The 21,328-nt window shown below is 54.7% G+C and carries 20 protein-coding genes; 10 read left to right on the plus strand and 10 right to left on the minus strand.

The features are described 5' to 3' along the window. Window positions 1-21 precede the first annotated feature (21 nt). The 4 genes from gyrB to dnaA form a co-directional block, all read right to left on the minus strand. Window positions 22-2,433, minus strand: coding sequence for a DNA topoisomerase (ATP-hydrolyzing) subunit B (gyrB, locus tag QMG44_RS17525; RefSeq protein ID WP_020882753.1), 2,412 nt, complete (start codon window positions 2,431-2,433; stop codon window positions 22-24). Window positions 2,434-2,461: 28 nt separating this feature from the next. Continuing rightward, window positions 2,462-3,535, minus strand: coding sequence for a DNA replication/repair protein RecF (gene recF / locus QMG44_RS17530; RefSeq protein WP_014167957.1), 1,074 nt, complete (start codon window positions 3,533-3,535; stop codon window positions 2,462-2,464). A 147-nt stretch (window positions 3,536-3,682) separates the two neighbouring features. Then, entirely contained in the window at window positions 3,683-4,783 is a 1,101-nt protein-coding gene (dnaN, locus tag QMG44_RS17535; protein WP_014167956.1) for a DNA polymerase III subunit beta, read from the minus strand. 4 nt (window positions 4,784-4,787) lie between these two features. Then, on the minus strand, window positions 4,788-6,185 hold the full coding sequence (gene dnaA, locus QMG44_RS17540) for a chromosomal replication initiator protein DnaA (protein ID WP_020882755.1): 1,398 nt from the start codon (window positions 6,183-6,185) through the stop codon (window positions 4,788-4,790). Window positions 6,186-6,785: 600 nt separating this feature from the next. Here dnaA and rpmH point away from each other — a divergent pair. From rpmH to QMG44_RS17585, 9 genes are all read left to right on the plus strand, one after another. Next, window positions 6,786-6,926 (plus strand): 50S ribosomal protein L34, encoded by a 141-nt coding sequence (gene rpmH / locus QMG44_RS17545; protein WP_000831330.1) that lies wholly within the window; start codon window positions 6,786-6,788, stop codon window positions 6,924-6,926. 16 nt (window positions 6,927-6,942) lie between these two features. Continuing rightward, on the plus strand, window positions 6,943-7,302 hold the full coding sequence (gene rnpA / locus QMG44_RS17550) for a ribonuclease P protein component (RefSeq protein WP_014172301.1): 360 nt from the start codon (window positions 6,943-6,945) through the stop codon (window positions 7,300-7,302). Further along, a complete protein-coding gene (gene yidD / locus QMG44_RS17555; protein WP_001307474.1) occupies window positions 7,266-7,523 on the plus strand; it encodes a membrane protein insertion efficiency factor YidD in 258 nt (85 codons plus the stop codon). Before rnpA ends, yidD begins: the two co-directional genes overlap by 37 nt. 2 nt (window positions 7,524-7,525) lie before the next feature. Further along, window positions 7,526-9,169, plus strand: a complete 1,644-nt coding sequence (gene yidC / locus QMG44_RS17560; RefSeq protein ID WP_014172300.1) for a membrane protein insertase YidC — start codon at window positions 7,526-7,528, stop codon at window positions 9,167-9,169. 72 nt (window positions 9,170-9,241) lie between these two features. Beyond that, window positions 9,242-10,606: a tRNA uridine-5-carboxymethylaminomethyl(34) synthesis GTPase MnmE gene (mnmE, locus tag QMG44_RS17565; protein ID WP_014172299.1), complete on the plus strand. Its 1,365-nt coding sequence runs from the start codon at window positions 9,242-9,244 to the stop codon at window positions 10,604-10,606. 111 nt (window positions 10,607-10,717) lie between these two features. After that, on the plus strand, window positions 10,718-11,893 hold the full coding sequence (locus QMG44_RS17570; RefSeq protein ID WP_047742678.1) for an MFS transporter: 1,176 nt from the start codon (window positions 10,718-10,720) through the stop codon (window positions 11,891-11,893). Beyond that, window positions 11,862-12,833, plus strand: a complete 972-nt coding sequence (gene yidZ, locus QMG44_RS17575) for an HTH-type transcriptional regulator YidZ (RefSeq protein ID WP_040018322.1) — start codon at window positions 11,862-11,864, stop codon at window positions 12,831-12,833. Before QMG44_RS17570 ends, yidZ begins: the two co-directional genes overlap by 32 nt. Window positions 12,834-12,955: 122 nt before the next feature. Continuing rightward, window positions 12,956-13,702 (plus strand): 4'-phosphopantetheinyl transferase superfamily protein, encoded by a 747-nt coding sequence (locus tag QMG44_RS17580; protein WP_014172296.1) that lies wholly within the window; start codon window positions 12,956-12,958, stop codon window positions 13,700-13,702. A gap of 36 nt (window positions 13,703-13,738) precedes the next feature. Beyond that, entirely contained in the window at window positions 13,739-14,305 is a 567-nt protein-coding gene (locus QMG44_RS17585) for an NADPH-dependent FMN reductase (protein WP_086533049.1), read from the plus strand. Between the two features lie 87 nt (window positions 14,306-14,392). Here QMG44_RS17585 and QMG44_RS17590 read toward each other — a convergent pair whose 3' ends face one another. Continuing rightward, a complete protein-coding gene (locus QMG44_RS17590; protein WP_165764071.1) occupies window positions 14,393-15,730 on the minus strand; it encodes an NCS2 family permease in 1,338 nt (445 codons plus the stop codon). Window positions 15,731-15,895: 165 nt separating this feature from the next. On the opposite strand from QMG44_RS17590, the gene yieH reads away from it, so the two are divergent. After that, window positions 15,896-16,561: a 6-phosphogluconate phosphatase gene (gene yieH, locus QMG44_RS17595; RefSeq protein ID WP_086533047.1), complete on the plus strand. Its 666-nt coding sequence runs from the start codon at window positions 15,896-15,898 to the stop codon at window positions 16,559-16,561. 85 nt (window positions 16,562-16,646) lie between these two features. Here yieH and phoU read toward each other — a convergent pair whose 3' ends face one another. From phoU to pstS, 5 genes are all read right to left on the minus strand, one after another. Further along, window positions 16,647-17,372 carry a phosphate signaling complex protein PhoU gene (gene phoU, locus QMG44_RS17600; protein ID WP_008500182.1) on the minus strand — a complete coding sequence of 242 codons (726 nt, stop codon included), beginning with the start codon at window positions 17,370-17,372 and terminating at the stop codon, window positions 16,647-16,649. Between the two features lie 14 nt (window positions 17,373-17,386). After that, entirely contained in the window at window positions 17,387-18,160 is a 774-nt protein-coding gene (pstB, locus tag QMG44_RS17605) for a phosphate ABC transporter ATP-binding protein PstB (protein ID WP_281853211.1), read from the minus strand. 47 nt (window positions 18,161-18,207) lie between these two features. Further along, on the minus strand, window positions 18,208-19,098 hold the full coding sequence (gene pstA, locus QMG44_RS17610) for a phosphate ABC transporter permease PstA (protein ID WP_014172289.1): 891 nt from the start codon (window positions 19,096-19,098) through the stop codon (window positions 18,208-18,210). Then, window positions 19,098-20,057, minus strand: a complete 960-nt coding sequence (gene pstC, locus QMG44_RS17615; RefSeq protein ID WP_014172288.1) for a phosphate ABC transporter permease PstC — start codon at window positions 20,055-20,057, stop codon at window positions 19,098-19,100. The genes pstA and pstC overlap by 1 nt, the downstream gene beginning before the upstream one ends. Before the next feature lie 80 nt (window positions 20,058-20,137). Continuing rightward, window positions 20,138-21,178, minus strand: a complete 1,041-nt coding sequence (gene pstS / locus QMG44_RS17620) for a phosphate ABC transporter substrate-binding protein PstS (RefSeq protein ID WP_014172287.1) — start codon at window positions 21,176-21,178, stop codon at window positions 20,138-20,140. Window positions 21,179-21,328: the final 150 nt, after the last annotated feature.

Genomic DNA, 21,328 nt, shown 5'->3' on the forward strand with positions numbered 1-21,328 from the left:
TGACTTGCGGTGTAACCACCCTTAAATATCGATATTCGCCGCTTTCAGGGCGTTCTCTTCGATAAAGGCACGACGTGGCTCAACCGCATCGCCCATCAGGGTTGTGAACAGCTGATCGGCTGCAATCGCATCTTTAACGGTCACGCGCAGCATACGACGGCTTTCCGGATCCATGGTGGTTTCCCACAGCTGATCCGGGTTCATTTCACCCAGACCTTTATAACGCTGAATAGACAGACCACGACGGGACTCTTTCACCAGCCATTCCAGCGCCTGCTCGAAGCTTGCTACCGGCTGACGACGTTCACCACGTTCGATAAACGCATCATCTTCGATAAGACCACGGAGCTTCTCACCCAGCGTACAGATACGGCGATATTCCGGACCGGTCACAAACTCGTGCTCCAGGGGGTAATCGGTATCTACGCCGTGAGTACGCACGCGCACAATCGGTTCGAACTGCTGCTGAGCGTTCTGCTGGACATCAAACTTCCACTGGCTGCCGTGCTGCTCTTTCTCGTTCAGCTCGGTTACCAGGGTGTTCACCCAGCGGGTAACAACCTGTTCATCGCTCAGATCGGCTTCCGTCAGGGTTGGCTGATAAATCAGCGCCTTCAGCAGCGATTTAGGATAACGACGCTCCATACGACCAATCATTTTCTGCGCCGCGTTGAACTCGGACACCAGACGCTCCAGCGGCTCACCGGCCAGTGCAGGGGCGTGAGAGTTCGCATGCAGGGTCGCACCATCAAGCGCGATCGCGATTTGGTACTGATCCATCGCTTCGTCGTCTTTGATGTACTGTTCCTGTTTGCCTTTCTTCACTTTGTACAGCGGTGGCTGTGCAATGTAGACGTGGCCACGTTCAACAATTTCTGGCATCTGACGATAGAAGAAGGTCAACAGCAGCGTACGGATGTGCGAGCCGTCGACGTCCGCATCGGTCATGATGATGATGCTGTGGTAGCGCAGTTTGTCCGGGTTGTACTCGTCACGGCCGATGCCGCAACCGAGCGCGGTGATCAGCGTTGCCACTTCCTGAGAAGAGAGCATCTTGTCGAAACGGGCCTTCTCCACGTTGAGGATTTTACCCTTCAGCGGCAGGATAGCCTGATTCTTACGGTTACGGCCCTGCTTCGCAGAACCGCCCGCGGAGTCCCCTTCCACAAGGTACAGTTCGGACAGCGCCGGGTCGCGTTCCTGACAGTCAGCCAGTTTGCCTGGCAGGCCAGCTAAATCCAGCGCGCCTTTACGACGGGTCATTTCACGGGCTTTACGCGCCGCTTCACGGGCACGTGCCGCATCGATAATTTTGCCAACCACGATTTTCGCGTCTGACGGGTTTTCCAGCAGGTATTCGCTCAGCAGTTCGTTCATCTGCTGTTCAACCGCCGATTTCACCTCAGAAGAGACCAGCTTGTCTTTAGTCTGAGAGGAGAACTTCGGATCCGGTACCTTCACGGAGACAACCGCAATCAGGCCTTCACGGGCATCGTCACCGGTGGCGCTGACTTTCGCTTTTTTGCTGTAGCCTTCTTTGTCCATGTAGGCATTCAGGGTACGGGTCATCGCCGCACGGAAGCCCGCAAGGTGAGTACCGCCGTCACGCTGTGGAATGTTGTTGGTGAAGCAGTAGATATTTTCCTGGAAACCGTCGTTCCACTGCAGCGCCACTTCCACGCCAATACCGTCTTTTTCGGTAGAGAAGTAGAAGATATTCGGGTGAATGGGCGTTTTGTTCTTGTTCAGATACTCAACGAACGCCCGGATACCGCCTTCGTAGTGGAAGTGGTCTTCTCTGTTGTCGCGTTTGTCACGCAGACGAATCGAGACGCCGGAGTTCAGGAACGACAGTTCACGCAGGCGTTTCGCCAGAATCTCATATTCGAACTCGGTAACGTTGGTGAACGTTTCAAGGCTCGGCCAGAAACGCACCATGGTACCGGTTTTGTCGGTGTCACCCGTAACAGCCAGCGGTGCCTGCGGCACGCCGTGCGTATACAGCTGACGGTGAATTTTACCTTCGCGCTGGATAACCAGCTCCAGTTTCTGCGACAGGGCGTTAACCACGGACACACCTACACCGTGCAGACCGCCGGAAACTTTATAGGAGTTATCATCGAACTTACCGCCTGCGTGCAGAACGGTCATGATAACTTCCGCAGCCGATACGCCCTCTTCCGGGTGAATACCGGTTGGGATGCCACGACCGTCATCGGTGACGGAGACGGAGTTGTCCGCATGGATCGTGACCACGATGTCTTTACAGTGACCCGCGAGCGCTTCGTCGATAGCGTTATCTACCACCTCGAATACCATGTGGTGCAGACCGGTGCCGTCATCCGTGTCGCCGATATACATACCCGGGCGCTTACGCACCGCATCCAGCCCTTTCAGGACTTTGATACTGGAGGAGTCATAAGAATTCGACATCAACGTTTCTCGCTCATTTCAACTTGGGTTAATCCGTTATTTTACCCTTTTCCACGGTAAACATCTTCGAATTTTCGTCCGACATGTCTATAACGTGTTCAGCGCTAATCGCACTGACGAAAACCTGTGACTGCGTGGCTTTTAAGCGGCTGGCAAGCAGCCCGCGCCGCGCGTCGTCAAGTTCCGAGGCAAAATCATCTATCAGGTACAGGCAGCGTCGCCCGCTCTCGCGGGTCAAAAACTCTCCCTGCGCCAGGCGCAGCGCACACATCAAAAGCTTGAGCTGCCCACGCGACAGCGTGTCTTCCACCGGCGCACCGTCGGCACGAATGCGGAAATCCGCCTTGTGCGGGCCATGTGCGGTGTAGGTCAGCATGCGGTCGCGCTCGAAATTTCTCTCTAACACTTCGGCATAATCTGTCTCTTTCTCCCAGCCGCGCTGGAAGGAGAAGGTGAGAGAGAATTCAGGTAAAAACTGTTTGCAGGTGTCGGCCATATCGTCGGCGATACCCGCGCTGTATTCGGCACGCCAGCGGCTGATTTGTTCCGCAAGGGGAATTAATTCCTTGTCCCACGGGCGCAGCTGGGCGTAGCGTGTCACCTGGCGCAGTGCAGCGTTACGCTGCTTAAGCAGGCGCTTCAGGTTGCTCCAGGCATTAAAGAAACCGGCTTCGTTGTGAAAGCATCCCCAGTCAAGGAAGGCTCTTCTGTATTTGGGGCCGCCATTGAGTAAAGTAAACCCCTCCGGCGTAATCAGCTGCATCGGCATCAGCAGCGCGAGCTCAGCCACTTTGTGGCCGTCAGTACCGTCGATACGAACCTTGCTGTCGCCCTGCTTGTCTTTGGTCAGACCGATGGCCGTTTCACGCTCCTCGCCCTGCAAACGCCCGTGCAGAACAAAGGCTTCCTGTTCGTGGCGAATGACGCGGCCAATTTGCAGACTGCGAAACGCCCGTCCGTGGCCGAGCGTGTAGATGGCCTCAAGCACGCTGGTTTTACCGCTGCCGTTCGCGCCAACCAGGAAATTAAAGCCAGGGGATAAAGCGAGATCCGCGTTTTCGATATTGCGGAAATCTTTAATTAAAAGGCGCGTCAGTGACATATCTGGATTTCTTCGGGCCAGGGCGTAATCGGCTCAGCCCGTTTCAACGCGGACTGCACGCAGACCCTGGCGCGTACACGAAGTGCGAGACAGGGGCGAGCACAGCCCGGGTTGAAAAAGGCAAGTAAGATAGCCCGATAGCGTTCACTACAGCCTCATCGGCATGACAACGTAAGCCGCACTTTGGCTGGCCGCATCTTCAATCTGTACACTCGAAACGGAGTCGGTCAGCAGAATGCGAACGTTCTCGCATTTAAGCGCGTTCAGTACATCCAGCACATAACTGACGTTAAAGCCGATTTCCATCTCAGTCCCGGCATAGGTGACGTCCAGAATCTCTTCTGCCTCTTCCTGCTCCGGGTTGTTGGCGGTGATTTTGATCTGATTTTCGCTCACATACAGACGCACCCCGCGGAATTTCTCGTTAGAGAGAATCGCGGCGCGGGCAAAGGCCTGCTTGAGGCTGTCGCAACCGGCTTCCAGCGTTTTGTCCGGGTTCTTCGGCAATACGCGGCGATAATCCGGGAAACGACCGTCAACCAGCTTCGATGTGAAGACAAAATCACCCACGTGAGCACGGATGTTATTGCTGCCGATCTGCACGCGCAGTGGCGTATCACCACCGTCGAGCATACGCATCAGCTCAATCACCCCTTTGCGCGGTACGATCACCGAATGGTTTGGCAGCGAGTCGCCAATGGGCATGGAACAGACTGCCAGTCGGTGACCGTCGGTAGCCACGGTACGCAGCTCTTCACCTTCGGTTTCGAACAGCATGCCGTTTAAGTAGTAACGAACGTCCTGATGCGCCATTGAGAACTGCGTGGCTTCAATCAGACGCTTCATCGTTGCCTGCGGCAGGGTGAATTCAACTTCACTCTGCCAGTCGTCCAGGTTCGGGAAGTCCGCGGCAGGCAGCGTGGAGAGCGAGAAACGGCTGCGGCCAGAGCGCACCAGCATACGGTCGCCTTCCAGCTGCACGGCAATTTCAGCGCCTTCCGGCAGCCCGCGGCAGATATCAAAGAATTTACGTGCCGGAACAGTGGTCGCGCCCGCTTCATGCGGCTGAGACAGCGTAACGCGCGCGATCATTTCCATTTCCAGATCTGTGCCGGTCAGCGACAGCGTACCGTCCGCGACCTGAAGCAGCAGGTTTCCGAGAATTGGCAGCGTTGGGCGGCCACCTAATGGGCCACTCACCTGTTGCAGCGGTTTTAATAAATGTTCACGTTCAACGGTAAATTTCATAGCGTCACGATGATAATGTTCTGATTAAATTGGAAAAATCTTCTTTTATGTCGTGGCTTTCTTCGCGTAACTGCTCAATCTTACGACAAGCGTGCAGCACGGTCGTATGGTCACGGCCACCAAACGCATCGCCGATCTCCGGCAGACTGTGGTTGGTTAACTCCTTTGCCAGCGCCATCGCCATCTGACGCGGACGCGCCACCGAGCGGGAACGACGTTTAGACAGCAAATCTGCCACTTTGATTTTGTAGTACTCGGCCACCGTCTTTTGAATATTGTCGATAGTGACCAATTTTTCCTGCAGTGCCAGCAAATCGCGCAGCGCTTCACGCACAAAATCGATGGTGATCGCACGGCCGGTGAAGTTGGCATTGGCAATCACGCGGTTCAGTGCCCCTTCAAGTTCACGGACGTTGGAGCGCAGACGCTTGGCAATAAAGAACGCCACTTCACCCGGCAGGCGAATGTCGTTTTCATCGGCTTTCTTCATCAGGATCGCGACGCGGGTTTCCAGTTCCGGTGGCTCGATCGCCACGGTCAGGCCCCAGCCAAAACGGGATTTCAGACGATCTTCAACGCCGTTGATCTCTTTTGGATAACGATCCGACGTCAAAATGATCTGCTGATTACCTTCCAGCAGCGCATTAAAGGTGTGGAAAAACTCTTCCTGGGATCGTTCTTTGTTGGCAAAGAACTGGATGTCATCGATAAGCAGTGCGTCAACAGAACGGTAGTAGCGTTTAAACTCTTCGATCGCATTGTTTTGCAGGGCTTTTACCATGTCCTGAACGAAGCGCTCGGAGTGCATATACACCACTTTCGCATTTGGCTTACGCGCCATAATGCCGTTGCCTACCGCATGCAGAAGGTGCGTTTTACCCAAACCCGTGCCGCCATAAAGGAACAGCGGGTTGTAGGCACCACCGGGGTTATCTGCAACCTGGCGTGCCGCCGCGCGCGCCAGCTGGTTCGATTTACCTTCAACGAAGTTATCGAACGTGTGTTTAACATTGACGTTAGAACGGTAGGTTTGCTCTGCCGGAGCAGGCACGTTGTCCCAGCCCGAACGGGTCGCCGGAAGGGCGCGAGGTGCCGGAGCGGGGGCTGCCTGAGCAGGTATTGCCACATTTACCGTTTCACGCACGGTCTGCGTGACCGGTTTTGTTCCCACTTCAAAGCGTAGCTGTGGCGCATCGGATCCGCAGAAATCATTCAGCAGTCCATTGATGTTATTAAGGTATTTATCCCTTACCCAATCGAGCACAAAACGGTTTGGCGCATACAAAGCCAGCGTGTTATCGCTCAGTTCCGCCTGCAAGGGGCGGATCCACATACTGAATTCTGTGGCTGGTAACTCATCCTGCAATCGGGCAAGACACTGCTGCCAAAGCGAAAGTGACACGGCGGACTCCACTCGAACAATAAAAGAAAACTATTGAATATTCATGATTGTTGGCGCACATCGACATGACCCTGTGCAAAAGGGTGATGTGCGAACCGCTATCTGCGGTTATACCCGGCCAGGATCGCTGGATCCCGATCGGGACCGCGGATCATAGCCTAAACTGAGCCAGAGATCTTCTGTTTCTCACAGATTCTTCCCGATTTATCCACAGGAAGATCGGAAACCGGGTAAGTGTAAACGATCCTGGGGCGAGTACCCTACGATTTAGCCCGCATATTGGAAAAATTAATGAGCACAGACAATTTCTTGCTTAAATGATCTAACGAAGATCCGGGACGATCCTTGCGCTTTGTTTGGGAGGCCGTATAATCCTCGACCCGGCGCGTGGTGCTCATCTTCCTGCGTCGTCCGTTGCTCATTTTCCACGCGAAAACGTGCGGAAATACGCGGGAAATAAGGAAAGAGAATTGACTCCGGAGTGTACAATTATTACAATCCGGCCTCTTTAATCACCCACGCTGAGGCGTTAGTCGTTCGAAACTCGTTCGGGTATACGCAAAAGTCAGTGAATTTATTCAAGTTTAGGTAGAAATCGCCATGAAACGCACTTTTCAACCGTCTGTACTGAAGCGCAACCGTTCTCACGGCTTCCGTGCTCGTATGGCTACTAAAAATGGTCGTCAGGTTCTGGCACGTCGTCGTGCTAAAGGCCGCGCTCGTCTGACCGTTTCCAAGTAATAAAGCTAACCCCTGAGTGGTTAAGCTAGCATTTCCCAGGGAGTTACGTTTGTTAACTCCCACTCATTTCACTTTCGTCTTCCAGCAGCCACAACGGGCTGGCACGCCGCAAATCACCATCCTCGGCCGCCTGAATTCGCTGGGGCATCCCCGCATCGGTCTTACTGTCGCCAAGAAAAACGTTAAGCGTGCGCATGAACGCAATCGGATTAAACGTCTGACGCGTGAAAGCTTCCGTTTACGTCAGCACGAACTGCCTTCAATGGATTTCGTGGTGGTGGCTAAAAAAGGGGTTGCCGACCTCGATAACCGTGCTCTCTCGGAAGCGTTGGAAAAATTATGGCGCCGCCATTGTCGCCTGGCTCGCGGGTCCTGATAGCCCTCATTCGGGTCTATCAACGCCTGATTAGTCCGCTACTCGGGCCGCACTGCCGTTTCACGCCAACATGCTCAAGCTACGGAATTGAGGCATTGCGCAGGTTTGGAGTGATAAAAGGCAGTTGGTTGACGGTGAAACGCGTATTAAAATGCCACCCTTTACACCCAGGTGGAGACGATCCCGTCCCGCCAGGACCCTTTGATACCAGAGAACACTAACGATGGATTCGCAACGCAATCTTCTTATCATCGCTTTGTTGTTCGTGTCTTTCATGATCTGGCAGGCATGGGAGCAGGATAAAAATCCTCAACCCCAGCAGCAGACCACGCAGACTACGACCACCGCAGCGGGTAGCGCCGCCGACCAGGGCGTACCGGCCAGTGGCCAGGGGAAACAGATTACGGTTAAGACCGATGTGCTTGAGCTGACTATCAACACCCGTGGTGGTGATGTTGAGCAGGCGCTGCTGTTGACCTACCCAAAAGAGCTGAAGTCTAACGAACCGTTCCAGTTACTGGAAACCACGCCTGAGTTTATCTACCAGGCTCAGAGCGGCCTGACCGGTCGTGATGGCCCGGATAACCCGGCTAACGGTGCGCGTCCACTGTACAACGTCGAGAAAGAGACCTTCGTACTGGCTGATGGTCAGAACGAAATCGCTATCCCGATGACCTACACCGACGCCGCGGGCAACACCTTCACCAAAACCTTCACCCTGAAACGCGGTGAATATGCGGTGAACGTGGGCTACAGCGTTCAGAACACCGGTGCGAAACCGCTGGAACTGTCGACCTTTGGTCAGCTGAAGCAGTCCATCAATCTGCCGTCTCACCGTGACACCGGAAGCAGCAACTTTGCGCTGCATACCTTCCGTGGCGCGGCGTACTCCACGCCTGATGCGAAGTACGAGAAATACAAATTCGACACCATTGCCGATAACGAAAACCTGAACGTCAGCGCTAAAGGCGGTTGGGTGGCAATGCTGCAGCAGTATTTCGCCACTGCGTGGGTGCCAACGAACGACGGTACTAACAACTTCTATACCGCGAACCTGGGTAACGGTCTTGCAGCCATTGGCTACAAATCTCAGCCGGTTCTGGTACAGCCGGGTCAAACCGGTAAGCTGGCAAGCACCCTGTGGGTCGGTCCGGAAATCCAGGACAAAATGGCTGCCGTTGCGCCGCACCTGGATCTGACCGTGGACTACGGCTGGTTGTGGTTCATCTCTCAGCCGCTGTTTAAGCTGCTGAAGTTCATCCACAGCTTCCTGGGTAACTGGGGCTTCTCCATCATCGTTATCACCTTCATCGTACGTGGCATCATGTACCCGCTGACTAAAGCGCAGTACACCTCCATGGCGAAGATGCGTATGCTGCAGCCTAAGATTCAGGCAATGCGTGAGCGTCTGGGCGATGACAAACAGCGTCAGAGCCAGGAGATGATGGCCCTGTATAAAGCAGAGAAAGTGAACCCGCTGGGTGGTTGCTTCCCGCTGCTGATTCAGATGCCAATCTTCCTTGCGCTGTACTACATGCTGATGGGTTCCGTTGAGCTGCGCCACGCGCCGTTCGCCCTGTGGATCCATGACCTGTCTGCACAGGACCCGTACTACATCCTGCCGATCCTGATGGGCGTAACGATGTTCTTCATCCAGAAGATGTCGCCGACCACCGTGACCGACCCGATGCAGCAGAAGATCATGACCTTTATGCCGGTCATCTTCACCGTGTTCTTCCTGTGGTTCCCGTCAGGTCTGGTGCTGTACTATATCGTCAGCAACCTGGTGACCATTATCCAGCAGCAGCTGATTTACCGTGGTCTGGAAAAACGTGGCCTGCATAGCCGCGAAAAGAAAAAGTCCTGATTCGGTAAGTTAACGCTAAAATAAGGGCGGTCGATTGACCGCCTTTTTTATTTGTATTGAACGAGACCAACCATGAGCCATAACGACACTATCGTCGCCCAGGCAACCCCACCGGGACGCGGTGGTGTAGGCATTCTGCGTATCTCCGGCCTGAAGGCCCGCGAGGTCGCCGAAGCGGTGCTGGGTAAACTGCCAAAGCCGCGCTACGCTGATTATCTGCCGTTTAAAGACACTGACGGCACGCCGCTGGACCAGGGCATTGCGCTGTGGTTCCCGGGCCCGAACTCCTTTACCGGAGAAGACGTACTGGAGCTGCAGGGCCACGGTGGCCCGGTCATTCTCGACCTGCTGTTAAAACGCATTCTGACGCTGCCGGGCCTGCGCATTGCAAAGCCAGGTGAGTTCTCCGAGCGTGCCTTCCTGAACGACAAGCTCGACCTCGCACAGGCAGAAGCAATTGCTGACCTGATCGACGCCAGCTCCGAGCAGGCAGCCCGCTCCGCACTGAACTCGCTTCAGGGCGCGTTCTCGGCGCGCGTGAATCATCTTGTGGAAGCACTTACTCACCTGCGCATCTATGTCGAAGCGGCTATCGATTTCCCGGATGAGGAGATCGACTTCCTCTCTGACGGTAAAATTGAAGCTCAGCTCAATAGCGTGATGGCCGATCTCGACGCGGTGCGTGCCGAAGCACGTCAGGGTAGCCTGCTGCGCGAGGGGATGAAGGTCGTGATTGCGGGCCGCCCTAACGCCGGTAAATCGAGCCTGCTCAACGCCCTGGCGGGCCGTGAAGCGGCGATCGTCACCGACATCGCCGGTACCACCCGCGACGTGCTGCGTGAGCATATTCATATCGACGGTATGCCGCTGCACATCATCGACACGGCAGGTCTTCGCGACGCCAGTGACGAAGTAGAGCGCATCGGTATCGAACGCGCCTGGCAAGAGATTGAGCAGGCTGACCGCGTGCTGTTTATGGTGGACGGTACCACGACCGATGCCGTTGATCCGGCGGACATCTGGCCAGACTTTATTGCCCGCCTGCCGGCAAAACTGCCGATCACCGTGGTGCGTAACAAAGCGGATGTGACCGGCGAAACGCTGGGTATTAGTGAAGTGAATGGCCACTCACTTATTCGCCTGTCGGCCCGTACCGGTGAAGGCGTTGACGACCTGCGCAACCATCTCAAACAGAGCATGGGCTTTGATACCAGTATGGAAGGCGGCTTCCTTGCGCGCCGTCGTCACCTTCAGGCGCTGGAAGACGCAGCACGCCACCTCGATCAGGGGAAAGCACAGCTGCTTGGCGCATGGGCGGGTGAACTGCTGGCGGAAGAGCTGCGTCTGGCGCAGCAAAATCTGAGTGAGATAACCGGCGAATTTACCTCGGACGATCTGCTGGGACGGATTTTCTCGAGCTTCTGTATCGGCAAGTAATTACCGCTGATGAAGGGTGATTTCCTCCCGGGAAATCACCTTTGTCCAAATGGCAACTCGCCTAATCCCTTTTATCCCCCTATTCTGCTTGCCTGCATCTATGGGGGGTTTATGGCTCGTTTTCTGTTTTGTAGTTTTGCGCTGGTTCTGCTTTATCCATCGGGTATTGATATGTATCTGGTGGGGCTGCCGCACATTGCCCGCGATCTGGGTGCCAGCGAGGCGCAGCTGCATATTGCGTTTTCGGCCTATCTCGCCGGGATGGCATCATCGATGGTATTTGCCGGGAAAATCGCAGACAAAGCGGGTCGTCAGCCCGTGGCCATTACCTGTGCCATCATCTTCGCGCTGGCGTCAATGCTCTGCTCCCTGGCCCAGGACAGTACTCTGTTCCTGACAGGACGCTTTATCCAGGGAATAGGTGCCGGTGGCTGTTATGTAGTGGCCTTCGCCATCCTGCGCGATACCTTAAGCGCTCAGCGGCGTGCCAAAGTGCTTTCCATGCTCAACGGTATTACCTGCATCATTCCGGTGATGGCGCCGGTGGTGGGCTATCTGATCATGCTGAAATTCCCGTGGCAGAGCCTGTTCTGGACGATGGCGGCCATGGGTGCGCTGGTCTTTATCCTCTCGATCACGGTGTTGAAAGAGACCCATCCAGGCTCGCAAAACACAGGCCATACGGCAACCCTTCATCCGGCCGAGACGCTGCTAAACCGCTTTTTCCTGAGTCGCCTGGCCATTACCACACTGAGCGTGGCGGTGATCCTGACGTATGTAAACGTTTCCCCGGTGTTGCTGATGGAGACCATGGGGTTTGATCGCGGTGAGTATTCCACCGTGATGGCACTTACCGCGATGGTCAGTATGGCCGTCTCGTTCTCGACGCCGTTCGCACTGAATATCTTCCGTCAGCGCACACTCATGCTAACCTCTCAGGTGCTGTTCCTCGCTGCGGGGGGGATTCTGGCGACCACCAGCACACATGCGCTGATGCTGGTAGGGATTACGCTGATTTGCGCCGGCTTCTCCGTCGGCTTTGGCGTGGCGATGAGTCAGGCGCTTGGCCCGTTCTCGCTGCGCGCGGGTGTGGCAAGCTCGGTGCTGGGTATTGCACAGGTCTGCGGTTCGTCGCTGTGGATATGGCTGGCGGCGGTCATCGGCCTTAATGCGCTCAATATGCTGATCGGGATTCTGATTGGTTGTAGCATGCTCTGCATCACCTTACTTATGGTCATCCAGCCCGCGGCCCATTATGAAGAAGCCAATCAGCAGTCTCGATCTTAACCTGTTGTTGTGTCTGCAGCTTTTGCTGCAGGAGCGCAGCGTAACCAAAGCCGCGAAACGGATGAACGTAACCCCGTCCGCGGTAAGTAAATCGCTGGCGAAACTGCGCGACTGGTTTGACGATCCGCTGTTTGTGAAAACACCGTTAGGCCTGCTGCCGACACCGCTGACGATGAGCCTGGAGCAGGATCTGGCCGACTGGATGCAGATTGGCAATCAGATCCTCGATAAATTCCATCATGACTCCCCGGGCGGGCTGACGTTCGTGCTGGCCGCGGAAACGCCTCTGATGTTGATCCGTTTTAATGCCCTGCTCGAGCAGGTCAATCAGCGCTATCCACAGGCCACGGTAAAGATGCGCCACTGGGATTACGACTCGGTGGATGCCATTACGCGCGGAGAAGTCGATCTTGGCTTCACGGGCCGTGAAACACATCCGCGCTCCCGCGAGCTGTTGAAGCTGATGCCGTGGTTTATCGACTACGAAATTTTGTTCAGCGACCGCCCCTGCGTCTATTTGCGCGAAGATCATCCGGCTCTTCAGGAAGAGTGGAACCTGGAGACTTTCCTGCGCTATCCGCATATCAGCATCTTCTGGGAGCGCAGCGACACCTGGGCGCTTGATGAGGTGCTCAGAGAGATGGGACGTGAGCGTAATATCGCCATGAGCCTGCCCGGTTTCGAACAGTCGATGTTTATGGCGGCGCAGCCAGGCCATAACTACATCGCCACGGCGCCACACTACTGCCATCACTATAATCAACTCCACCAGCGTAAGCTGATCGCCCTGCCCATTCCCATTGATGAAGCCCAGGCTGAAAAACTGACCGTTCCTTTCACGCTGATCTGGCATAAACGAAACAGCCATAATCCGAAAATCCTCTGGCTCCGTGAGACAATCAAAGCGCTATATGCCGCTCCAGCGCTTATTTTTGCCTAAGAAAATGTAAAGTTGGGTCCTCAGGCTTCTCTTACTCCCATTTACTGATTAAAACAGAAGGCAAGTTAAGCGATAATCATGTAACCGTTTAACCGAATACGACCATTATCAAGGAGCGAAAAATGGCAACGCACTTTGCAAGAGGGATACTGACAGAGGGACATCTCGTATCGGCCAGAATTTCATCCGCGTGTCACCAGGAAGCACGTAAACTGCCGGAGCATCGCCGGACGCGGTTTTTGGCATCCCGCGCGCTTCTCGCTGAGCTGATGTTCATGCTGTACGGCACCAGTGAACTGCCGGATATCCTCACCCAACCTGAAGGCCGCCCGGTCTTTGCCGACCCGGAGCTGCCGCGTTTCTCCATTGCCTATACGGGCAATATCATTGGCGTCGCGCTCACCACTGAAGGGGATTGCGGCCTGGACATGGAGCTTCAGCACGCAACCCGCGGCTTCCACGGCGCGAACCCGCACGATGACTACCCGCTTTCCAGCAATGAAAAGCTGTGGGTGCGTAACCAGAACGATCCCATCGAGGCCAGAGCTCAGCTCATTACCTTACGCCAGAGCATTCGAAAGCTCTGTGGCTGTGCATCAGACGACGCCAGCCTGCTGCAATTGCTTCCAGGCTCCGGACGTCTGCGTTCCGCTAAAGCCACGCTGGTAGAGGCGCTCAGCGATGCCGAAGACGTACTGATTTGGTCCATCGCGGTGACCCCCGCCATCGAACGATTGAAAATCTGGGAATTTGACAGTCAACACGGATGGAGTAGCCTTCCGGATGTGCCCGAGCGAGCCAACGAACCCGCCGCGCGCCTGATGAGATTAACCAGTTTACCGGCAGAAAAAGCATATACCCTTAGCTGATCCATTCAGGGTCATCATGATGAAACAGGAGTAATCATGTCTGATACGTTGAAAGTTGTTACGTTACTGGGAAGCCTGCGCAAAGGTTCATTTAACGGGATGGTTGCCCGCACGCTGCCTCAGCTGGCACCGGCAGGTATGGACATTAGCGCCCTGCCATCGATTGGCGACATTCCGCTTTATGACGCGGACGTGCAGCAGGAAGAAGGGTTTCCACAGAGCATAGAAGCGCTTGCAGAGCAGATCCGCCAGGCAGACGGCGTGGTCATTGTTACGCCTGAATATAACTACTCCGTCCCGGGTGGTCTGAAGAATGCCATTGACTGGTTATCCCGTCTCCCGGAGCAGCCTCTGTCGGGTAAACCGGTGCTGATCCAGACCAGCTCTATGGGCGCGATTGGCGGGGCACGCTGCCAGTACCATCTGCGTCAGATCCTGGTCTTCCTGGATGCGATGGTAATGAACAAACCGGAATTTATGGGGGGCGTGATTCAGAACAAGGTCGACCCGCAGACGGGTGAAGTGGTAGATCAAAGTACGCGTGACCATCTTTCTGGCCAGCTCACCGCGTTTGGTGATTATATTAAGCGAGTGAAAGCTTAAACGTAGCCTGACACCCTCACTCTGGCCCTCTCCCACAGGGAGAGGGCGCAAACACAAAAGCCCTTTTCGACGAAAAGGGCTTTCTGTTTATTTGGCATCAATAAAAACAATCTTCAGCACAAACAGCAGCGCCACAATGATGACGCACGGGCTGAGGTCGCGGAAGCGACCGGTACCAATCTTCATGACGCAGTAGGAGATAAAGCCCAGCGCGATACCTTCGGTGATCGAGAAGCTGAACGGCATCATCACCGCGGTAATAAACGCAGGCACCGCTTCGGTTAAATCATCCCACTTCACGCGCGACAGGCTGGAGGTCATTAACACCCCCACGTAGATCAGCGCGCCGGCTGCCGCATACGGAGGCACCATGCCCGCCAGTGGTGACAGGAAGATCACCAGCAGGAACAGGATCCCCACCACAACCGCCGTCAGACCGGTACGGCCACCCACAGAGACACCTGAAGAGGATTCAATGTAAGCGGTAACAGACGATGTACCGATAAACGCGCCGGTGACAGAGGAGACACTGTCAACGAACAGCGCCTGCTTCATGCGCGGGAATTTCCCATTCTCATCCGCCAGGCCGGCTTTGTCGGTCACGCCAATCAGCGTACCGGAGGAGTCAAACAGGTTAACCAGCATGAAGGAGAAAATCACGCCCGCCAGACCCAGGTTCAGGGAGCCTGCCAGATCGACGTGCCCAATGACGGTAGACACGCTCGGTGGCGCGGAGACAATCCCTTTGTACTGCACATCGCCCAGCATCCAGCCCAGCAGCGTGGTGACCACGATAGAAACCAGCACGGCCGCATGAATATTGCGCGAAGCCAGGATAGCGATGATAAAGAAGCCCAGCACGCCCAGCAGCACGTTGTGCGAGGTCAGGTGACCGATGCTCACCAGCGTGTCCGGGTTAGCCATGATAACGCCTGCATTTTTCAGACCCATCATGCCGATAAACAGACCAATACCGCTGGTAATGCCCACGCGCAGGCTCACCGGAATATTGGCTATCATCCAGTAACGTACGCGGAAAATGGTCAGCAACAGCAGGCCAACCGCGCCCCAGAAGATAGCGCCCATGCCGACCTGCCATGGCAGACCCATCGCCTGGACGACCACGAACGCGAAGAAAGCGTTCAGACCCATTGCCGGGGCCAGCGCCACGGGCAGGTTAGCGAACACACCCATCAGGATACTGCCCAGCGCAGCGATCAGACAGGTGGTCACGAAGACGGCGCTGGTGTCCATGCCAGCAACGCCCAGAATTTGTGGGTTAACAAAAACGATATAGACCATCGTCAGGAAGGTGGTGAAACCGGCGATCACTTCGGTGCGTGCCGTTGTGCCGTGCTCACGCAGTTTAAACACGCGCTCAAGCAGACCCTGACCAGATGTCTGGGTAGTGTGTTGTTGACTCATCATCAATTTCCGAACAAGGAGGGAAAATTCGTCGCTATCCTATACCAAAATGCGACAATAGTGGCGGTTACGAGATACTTTTTTCATTGATTTTGCTTATACGGCAACGATTGCGTCTCATTAAACTGCCGTACGTAAACGTTAAACTTGTAAAAAGGGAAAGGCATGTCCGGAATTGAAGCGGTATTTTTCGACTGCGACGGTACGCTGGTCGACAGTGAGGTCATTTGTTCCTGCGCGTATGTGACCATGTTCAGGGAATTTGGCATTACGCTGGATCTCGAAGAGGTGTTTAAACGCTTTAAAGGCGTGAAGCTCTACGAGATCATCGACATCATTAACGAAGAGCACGGTGTGGATCTGGCAAAAGCAGATCTGGAGCCGGTCTACCGCGCCGAGGTCGCACGCCTCTTCGACTCCGAGCTGGAGGTCATTGCCGGGGCGAATGCGCTTCTGGATGCGATGACGGTGCCCATCTGCGTGGTCTCGAACGGTCCGGTCAGCAAAATGCAGCACTCGCTGGGTAAGCTTGAAATGTTGCACCACTTCCCGGAAAAACTGTTCAGCGGCTACGATATCCAGCGCTGGAAGCCAGACCCGGCGTTGATGTTCCATGCAGCAAAAGCGATGAACGTTAACGTGGCGAACTGCATTCTGGTGGATGACTCTTCTGCGGGAGCGCAGTCGGGAATTGATGCGGGTATGGAAGTGTTTTACTTCTGCGCCGATCCGCACAACAAACCGATCGATCATCCAAAAGTGACGACCTTCACCGATCTGGCGCAGCTGCCAGAATTGTGGAAGGCTCGCGGGTGGAATATTACTCGCTGAAAAAAAGCCGGATAGCGCTGACGCTTATCCGGCCTATAAGGTTCGCAGGCCCGGTAAGCGCAGCAGCACCGGGCATGTTAGCGCATCACTCTTTCGGATCTTTACCCGCCAGCAGCTTGTCCAGCTCATCGCCACCAACGTGACGGAAATCCTGTCCTTTCACGAAGTAGAAGATGTATTCGCAAATGTTCTGGCAACGGTCACCGATACGCTCGATTGAGCGCGCGCAGAACAGCGCGGTCAGGACGCTTGGGATCGTACGGGAGTCTTCCATCATGTAGGTCATCAGCTGACGCACGATGCCTTCATACTCCTGGTCGACCTTTTTGTCTTCACGGTAGATACGTACCGCTTCGTCCAGATCCATTCGCGCAAAGGCATCCAGTACGTCATGCAGCATCTGCACGGTATGACGACCCAGCGACTCGAGGCTCACCAGCAGTGGCTGGTGCTGCTGAGAGAATTTCTCCAGCGCGGTGCGGCAGATTTTATCCGCAACGTCACCAATACGCTCCAGCTCGGCGATGGTTTTGATGATCGCCATAACCAGACGCAGGTCGCTCGCCGTTGGCTGACGCTTGGCGATAATACGCACGCAGGCTTCATCAATGGCGACTTCCATCATATTGACGTTTTTATCACCTTCGATAACGCGCTTCGCCAGCTCGCTGTCCTGGTTGTGCATCGCGGTAATGGCATCGGAAAGCTGCTGCTCAACCATGCCACCCATGGTCATCACCTGAGTGCGAATACTTTCCAGCTCTGCGTTGAACTGGCCTGAAATGTGTTTGTTAAGATTGAGATTGTCCATAGCGCGCTCCTGAATCAACCGTAACGACCGGTGATATAGTCTTCTGTTTGCTTTTTAGCGGGCTTGGTGAACAGATCGTCCGTATTGCTGAACTCAATCAACTCGCCCAGGTACATAAACGCCGTGTAATCGGAACAACGCGCAGCCTGCTGCATGTTGTGGGTCACGATAACCACGGTGTAATCCTGCTTCAGCTCGGTGATCAACTCTTCAATACGGCCGGTTGAGATCGGGTCCAGAGCTGAACACGGCTCATCCAGCAACAACACTTCCGGGCGAATGGCGATACCACGCGCAATGCACAGACGCTGCTGCTGACCACCGGAGAGAGAGTAACCGCTCTGGTGCAACTTATCTTTGGTTTCGTTCCATAATGCGGCCTTGGTCAAAGCCCACTGAACGCGCTCATCCATATCCGCACGGGAGAGCTTTTCAAACAGACGTACGCCAAAGGCGATGTTGTCATAGATGGACATCGGGAACGGCGTCGGTTTCTGGAACACCATCCCGACTTTCGCACGCAGCAGGGCGATATCCTGGCTGTTGGTCAGAATGTTATCGCCGTCCAGGATGATTTCACCTTCGGCACGCTGCTCCGGATAGAGCGAATACATTTTGTTAAAGGTACGCAGCAGCGTGGATTTACCACAGCCAGACGGACCGATAAATGCCGTGACCTGGTTCCTGGCGATATCCAGGTTGATGTTCTTCAGGGCATGGAATTTGCCGTAGTAGAAGTTCAAATCACGAACCTGAATCTTACCCGGGGCAGTATCAACCATACTCATTGACTCATTTCCTCATTCGGCGCCGCGATCTGCCGCGCCGTAAAAATTTAACCGTGTTTCTGCTTCGCGAAAATGACGCGCGCCAGAATGTTCAGCAACAGTACGCAAAGGGTAATGATCAGCACCCCGGCCCAGGCCAGCTGCTGCCATTCCGCGAATGGGCTCATCGCAAATTTAAAAATCGTCACCGGCAGGTTGGCGATCGGCTGCATCATGTCCGTACTCCAGAACTGGTTGGAGAGGGCAGTAAACAGCAGCGGCGCCGTTTCGCCTGCAATACGGGCAATGGCCAGCAGGATACCGGTCATGATCCCGGAGACGGAGGCTTTCAGCGTAATCGCGGAGATCATTTTCCACTTCGGCGTGCCCAGCGCGTAAGCCGCTTCACGCAGGCTATCCGGCACCAGTTTCAGCATGTTCTCGGTGGTACGAATGACGATAGGTACTTGCAGCAGCGCCAGCGCAATCACACCTGCCCAGCCGGAGAAGTGTTCCATCTGCGCCACCACAATGGTGTAAACAAACAGACCGACCACGATAGACGGCGCAGACAGCAGGATGTCGTTAATGAAACGAATCACCTCTGCCAGCCAGGATTTACGCCCGTACTCCGCCAGATAAATCCCCGCCATAATGCCAAGCGGTGTACCAACTACCGTCGCCCAGAGGATCAGCAAACCACTGCCCGCCAGGGCATTCGCCAGGCCGCCGCCCGCCGTATTTGGCGGCGGCGTCATCTCGGTGAACAGTGACAGCGACATCCCGTCGATGCCGCGCACAACGGTCGAAAACAGGATCCAGACCAGCCAGAACAGACCGAACGCCATCGTTGCCATTGAGAGCGTCAACGCAACGCGGTTTTTGAAACGACGCTTCGCCTGCATTTTGCGACGGGATTCCGCCAGCGCAGTGGTGCTTTGCATTTCGAGAGTTGCCATTAGCGTGCCCCCTCATTTTTTGCGAGACGCAGGATCATCAGCTTGGAGATCGCCAGCACAATGAAGGTAATCACAAACAGGATCAGGCCCAGTTCCATCAGCGCCGCGACGTGCAGCCCGGATTCCGCTTCGGCAAATTCATTCGCCAGTGCGGAAGTAATACTGTTACCCGGCATGTAGAGGGAGGCGCTGTCGAGCTGGTAGGTGTTACCGATAATAAAGGTCACCGCCATGGTTTCACCCAAAGCACGGCCTAACCCCAGCATGACGCCGCCAATCACCCCATTTTTGGTGAACGGAAGGACGATGCGCCAGATAACTTCCCAGGTGGTGCAGCCGATGCCGTAGGCCGACTCTTTCATCATCACCGGCGTTTGTTCGAAGACATCGCGCATTACCGCCGCAATGTACGGAATAATCATAATAGCGAGGATCACCCCCGCAGCCAGAATACCGATACCGAAAGCCGGGCCAGAGAACAGGGTGCCGACAAACGGAATGGCAGAGAGAACATTACCCACCGGTTCCTGGAAGTACGTTGCGAACAGGGGAGCAAAGATAAACAGGCCCCACATGCCGTACACGATACTTGGAATAGCGGCCAGCAGTTCAATGGCAATACCCAGTGGACGACGCAGCCAGCCCGGCGCCAGTTCCGTCAGGAACAGGGCAATACCAAAGCTCACCGGCACCGCAATCAGCAGGGCGATAAACGACGTCACCAGCGTGCCGTAAATCGGCACCAGCGCACCGTAGATATCGTTCGGCGCATCCCACTCTTTGGTCCACAGGAAGGAGAAACCGAATTTCTGGATGCTCGGCCAGGAGGAGAAAATCAGGGACACGATAATGCCGCCCAGCAGCAATAGCACAATCAGCGCAGCCAGTTTGACCAGCGCGCTGAAAATCATGTCACCTTTTTTACCCGGAGGGTTAAATGCAGGCTTTGTTGCAGCCATAAATCACTCTTCTGTTAAACGCGTTTACGAAATCGGCGGGTAGCGCGAGCGCCACCCGCCATTTTCGTCAGAATACTAAATTAATACAATGCTTTACCGCTGCTGTCTTTCACGTTGGTTTTCCATGCAGCGCGAATCTGCTCAACCACGTTGTCCGGCAGGGTGGCGTAATCCAGCGCGTTAGCCTGTTTGCCGCCGTTTTTGTACGCCCAGTCGAAGAACTTCAACACTTCAGCGCCCTGCTCAGGTTTCTTCTGCTCTTTGTGAACCAGAATGAAGGTGGTAGAGGTGATTGGCCACGCACCGTCGCCTTTCTGGTTAGTCAGATCCTGAGCGAAGGATTTGCTCCAGTCAGCGCCTTTTGCAGCGTTAGCAAAGTTCTCTTCAGTCGGGCTGACTGGCTTGCCATCGGCAGAAACCAGTTTGGTGTAGGACAGGTTGTTCTGCTTAGCGTACGCATACTCTACATAGCCGATAGAACCAGGCAGACGCTGTACGAACGCGGCGATACCGTCGTTGCCTTTACCACCCAGACCGGTTGGCCAGTTAACGGTAGAGCCGGAACCGACTTTAGATTTCCACTCTTCGTTCACTTTCGCCAGGTAGCTGGTGAAAACGAAAGAGGTACCGGAACCATCTGCACGACGAACCACTGCGATGTTCTGCGAAGGCAGTTTGACACCCGGGTTCAGTTTGGTGATGGCTTCGTCATCCCATTTTTTGATTTTACCGAGGTAGATGTCACCCAGGGTTTTGCCGTCCAGGACCAGCTCGCCTGATTTCAGGCCTGGAATGTTAACGGCCAGCACAACACCACCGATAACGGTCGGGAACTGGAACAGGCCTTCCTGCGCCAGTTTGTCATCAGACAGTGGAGCGTCTGATGCACCGAAATCAACGGTATTCGCGGTAATTTGTTTTACGCCACCGGAGGAGCCGATACCCTGATAGTTAACCTTGTTACCGGTTTCTTTCTGGTAGGTATCCGCCCATTTGGCATACACCGGCGCAGGGAAGGTTGCACCAGCGCCAGTCAGGCTTGCTTCTGCAAATACAGAGAACGCGCTCAGAGATAAGGTCGCGGCGACAACAGTTGCGACAGTGGTACGCATAACTTTCATAATGTCTCCTGCAAGATTTTCGTAAATCGTTGTTTAGTGGCTACGATGAGCAAAATAGGACAAACAGGTGACAGATAAATGTACGTATTATGACAGTTTTATGACAATGGAAATTTAACTTAAATATCAGTAAAAATTCATTTAATTATC

The sequence above is a fragment of the Enterobacter sp. 200527-13 genome, assembly GCF_027924865.1.
GTDB classification, from domain to species: Bacteria; Pseudomonadota; Gammaproteobacteria; order Enterobacterales; family Enterobacteriaceae; genus Enterobacter; species Enterobacter ludwigii.